Genomic DNA, 679 nt, shown 5'->3' on the forward strand with positions numbered 1-679 from the left:
CCCTCGGCCCTCGCCCTTGCTCCCCCGGCCCTCGCCTTTGCTCCGGCTGCCGATCCCGCTGCCCTCGTTCCGCTTCCCGCCACCGGTGCCGAGGTCCCCGTGCTCGCCCAGCCCGGTCGCGTCCGGCTCGGCAGCGTCCGGCTCGGCAGTGTCCGGCATGGTCGCGCCCGGCATGGTCGCGCCCGGCATGGTCGAACATGCCCCGGTTGCCTCCGGCCCGAAGCCCTCACGTCCGGCCTCGGGGCCGGGTCTGGCTTCGCCGGGTTCATCTTCCGCTCTGGCTTCCTGCCGGGCGGTCTCGCAGCCGTGTTCGGCCTGGTCGGGTGTTTCCCGGCCGACCTTCGCCCGCACGCTCTCCGTGTCGCGATCGTGGCGGTCGGTGTCCGAACCGGCGAGATGGCCGAGTCCCGTCTGGCTGGGTTCGGCCGGCATGTGCGTCTCGTGGCCTGATCCCTCCCGCCGGTGCTCTGCTGCCCGCGTAGGGTGCTCCCGAGCGTCTCGGCCGCACCCGGATTCCCGGCGGCCAGGCCCACCCCCGGCCTGCTCGTCACCGGTGCCGCCTGCTTGCGCATGCACCGACTCCATCAGACCGGCCTCGCCACGATTGGCCTCTGCACCCTCGGCTTCTACACCCTCGGCCTCGACATTCTCCTCACGCGACGGGTTACCCTCATCCACC

The 679-nt window shown here is 72.8% G+C and carries 2 protein-coding genes; one reads left to right on the plus strand and one right to left on the minus strand.

The features are described from left to right. A partial coding sequence (locus tag Mth01_RS29420; protein WP_407695993.1) for a hypothetical protein occupies window positions 1-432 on the minus strand: 432 nt, incomplete at its 3' end. A gap of 51 nt (window positions 433-483) precedes the next feature. On the opposite strand from Mth01_RS29420, the gene Mth01_RS29425 reads away from it, so the two are divergent. After that, window positions 484-679 (plus strand): hypothetical protein (locus Mth01_RS29425; protein WP_204019224.1); only part of this gene is annotated, 196 nt, incomplete at its 3' end.

It is taken from the genome of Sphaerimonospora thailandensis (assembly GCF_016863115.1).
Taxonomy (GTDB): domain Bacteria; phylum Actinomycetota; class Actinomycetes; order Streptosporangiales; family Streptosporangiaceae; genus Sphaerimonospora; species Sphaerimonospora cavernae.